The organism is Sinomonas sp., assembly GCF_051955515.1.
In the GTDB taxonomy this organism is placed as follows: domain Bacteria; phylum Actinomycetota; class Actinomycetes; order Actinomycetales; family Micrococcaceae; genus Sinomonas.
In genome coordinates, this window is sequence record NZ_JBQCGQ010000237.1 from 1 (window position 1) to 3,135 (window position 3,135).

Genomic DNA, 3,135 nt, shown 5'->3' on the forward strand with positions numbered 1-3,135 from the left:
TCAAGTTCAGCAGTGATGCCATCCTCGTAGACACCCTCATCGCCGCGGCCCTCGGACTCGTCAGTATCCCGCTGTTCGGCCGGCTCTCCGACCGATTCGGCCGCAGGCTGGTCTACGGCATCGGCATCGTGGGGACCGCCGTGTACGCGTTCCCGTACTTCGGCCTCCTGAACACCGGGAATGCGCTGCTGATCGGCATCGCGGTCGTCGTGAGCCTCGTCCTCCACGACATTCAGTACGGGCCTCAGGCCGCGCTCATCGCGGAGAGCTTCGATCCGGACATCCGCTACACGGGCGCGGGCCTCGGGTACCAGCTCGCCAGCGTGATCGCCGGCGGCCCGGCGCCGCTCATCGCCGCCGCCCTCTTGCAGGGCACGGGAGGCTCCACGGCGATCTCCGTCTACATCGTCGTCTGCGCGGCGGTCAGCATGGCGGCACTTGTGCTGCTGCGGCGCAGAGCCCGGAAGAACGACTCCTCCCGCACTCAGACCGAAAGCATGGTGACGCGGTGAACAACGCAGGCAGCGCCGTCGGCCTCGCTGGGCCGGCGACGGCGGGACGGCCAGAAGAGCCCGCCGCTTCCGGACCGCTCAAGGACCTCCTCGTCCTGGACCTGAGCCGGATCCTCTCCGGACCCTTTGCGACCATGACGCTCGCGGATCTCGGCGCCGACGTGATCAAGATCGAGCAGCCGGGCAGCGGCGACGACACGCGGCAGTGGGGGCCTCCCTTCCAAGGCGATGACGCGGCCTACTTCCTGTCCGTCAACCGCAACAAGAAGAGCCTCGCCGTCGACCTCAAATCGCCCGACGGCCTGGCCGCGGTCCGGCAGCTCGCACGCAAGGCCGACATCGTCGTCGAGAACTTCCGGCCGGGCACTGCCGAGCGGCTCGGGCTCGGCTACGAGGAGCTCTCGAAGTCGAACCCCGGCCTCATCTACGCCTCGATCAGCGGCTACGGGCAGACCGGCCCGGACGCGCACCGGCCCGGCTACGATGCGATCGCCCAAGCACGCAGCGGGATCATGAGCGTCACCGGCGAACACGACGGGCCGCCGGTCCGCGTGGGCGTGAGCAGCTCGGACCTGATCGCGGGCACCTGGGCGGTGATCGGCATCCTGGCCGCCCTGCACGAGCGGCAGCGATCGGGCCGGGGACAATGGGTAGACATCAGCCTCCTCGACGGCTCAGTCTCGTGGCTGACCTACGTGGCGGGCGGCTACTTCGCCGGAGGCGGTGTCCCGCAGCGGTACGGCTCCGCGCATCCGACGATCGCGCCGTACCAGGCCTTTCCCACAGCCGACGGCTTCGTCATGATCGCCGTCGGGAATGACGGCCTGTGGCGGAGGTTCGCCGTGGCCTTGGGTCGGGAGGGCCTCGCCGACGACGCGCGGTTCGCCACCAATCCGCTGCGCCTCGCCCACCGAGCCGAGCTCGTCGCGATCATCGAGGAGATTCTCGGGACTGCACGCACCGACGAATGGGTCGCCCGGCTCGACGAGGCGGGCGTGCCGGTCGGACCTATCCAGACCGTGGACCAAGCGCTTTCCGACCCCCAGATTGTGGCCCGGGGAATGGTGGCGGAGGTGGATCACCCGGCGGCGGGCAAGCTCAAGACGATCGCCTGCCCTGTCCGCCTCACGCGCACACCGGCATCGGTCCGGACCTCTCCGCCCGTCCTCGGGCAGCACAGCGACGAGGTCCTTGATCAGCTCGGGTTCTCGACGTCGCAGATCAAGGAGCTACACGAGGCGGGGGCGGTTCAGTGACCGCCCCCGGAGTGGAAGTCGTGGCGAACGGCGAGGTGAGCGTGACGGATGGGGTGGCCACCGTCCGCTTCGGCTCAGGGCAGCGCCTCAACGCTTTGGGCTTGGCCGACTGGGCGGAGCTGGAAGTCGCCGCCACGACGCTGTCCGAGGACGAGTCCCTGCGGGCGGTCGTCTTCCGCGGGCGGGGAGGGGCCTTCTGTTCCGGCTCGCATTTGGGGGAGTGGCACGGCGCGAGCCCGGAGGAGGTCAGGACCAGTTTCGAGCGCATGGAGCGCGCGTTTCGCGCCATCGAGGACCTGGGGGTGCCGACCATCGCCTCCATCGAAGGCGCCGCCGCGGGCGGTGGTCTGCAGCTCGCGCTCGCCTGCGATCTTCAGCTCACGTCCGCCACCGCACGGCTCGGCATGCCCATCTCGAGGTTGGGGATCCTCGTTCCCGCGTCCTTCGCCTCACGACTGTCCCTGCGGATTGGGCCCGCGAGGACCAAGGAGCTGCTGTACGGGGGACGGCTCCTGAGCGCTGAGGAAGCGCACCGGGTAGGCCTCATCACCGCCGTTGTTCCCAATGGGCACCTCGATCACGAGCTTGAGTCGCTCCTCGCAGCGTGGGCTCAGCTCCCCGCAGCCTCGCTCCGTGCCGCGAAGGCCGCCGTCGACCATGGCCTCCGCCCCCTGACCGAGCCCGTGAGGCGAGAGCGTCTGGCCAGCGTCGCAGATCCAGTGGAGTTTCCCCGGCGGGTTGCCGCCTTCCTCCGGCGAAGGAGGGGCTGAGCCTGTCACGTGACCGGCCATGGAAAGCCGAGACCCCTCTCCCATCCACGTTTCCGCAGATGGGAGAGGGGCCCTGTGGAGCCTCCACGCCTGATCCCGCAGGCTCTTGGAACTGTCATCTGGGAGAACTCGCTGAGGTCTATACCGCTCGGACGGCACCCGATGGACAGCGCATGCCCAACCGGCCTAGCCCCAACAGCCGCCAGCCCAGACCGCCGACACGTCCCCGCAGCCGGGGCAGCCGGTCCCCGAAGGTGTGCCAGGGACAGACGGGGCAGTCCGAGGTCTACCGAAGTCGCTGGCGGACGGCGGCCACCACCGCGGTGATGGCTATCGCGACGACGGCCAGGACCCCGAATCCGGACACTGCCTGTTCCACGTAGCCGGCCCACGGGGCCGCGGCGGGCACCAGGACTAGGGCAGGGATCGCGGCGGCGACCAGGGCCGCGACGTTGACCGCCAGGCGGGCCCTTCTTCCAGTCCTCGTTCCGTCTCGGTTCGTCCTGCGCCTCCACCAGTCCTCGGCGATGGCTCTGGGTAACCGTGAGGCGTAGACACTGACGTGGATGATGATGAGCACCAGCCAGGCCAGGAAGC

4 protein-coding genes are annotated in these 3,135 nt (G+C 69.3%); 3 read left to right on the top strand and 1 reads right to left on the bottom strand.

The annotated features are described in order from the left end of the window. The 3 genes from ACTHL9_RS14065 to ACTHL9_RS14075 all read left to right on the top strand — a co-directional run. The coding region (locus ACTHL9_RS14065) for an MFS transporter (RefSeq protein WP_440519914.1) at window positions 1-512 on the top strand (512 nt) is incomplete at its 5' end. Beyond that, window positions 509-1,768: a CaiB/BaiF CoA transferase family protein gene (locus tag ACTHL9_RS14070; protein WP_440519915.1), complete on the top strand. Its 1,260-nt coding sequence runs from the start codon at window positions 509-511 to the stop codon at window positions 1,766-1,768. The genes ACTHL9_RS14065 and ACTHL9_RS14070, both read left to right, overlap by 4 nt. Further along, window positions 1,765-2,538 carry an enoyl-CoA hydratase/isomerase family protein gene (locus ACTHL9_RS14075; RefSeq protein WP_440519916.1) on the top strand — a complete coding sequence of 258 codons (774 nt, stop codon included), beginning with the start codon at window positions 1,765-1,767 and terminating at the stop codon, window positions 2,536-2,538. Before ACTHL9_RS14070 ends, ACTHL9_RS14075 begins: the two co-directional genes overlap by 4 nt. A gap of 286 nt (window positions 2,539-2,824) precedes the next feature. On the opposite strand, the gene ACTHL9_RS14080 is transcribed toward ACTHL9_RS14075, so the two are convergent. Then, window positions 2,825-3,135 (bottom strand): hypothetical protein (locus tag ACTHL9_RS14080; protein WP_440519917.1); only part of this gene is annotated, 311 nt, incomplete at its 5' end.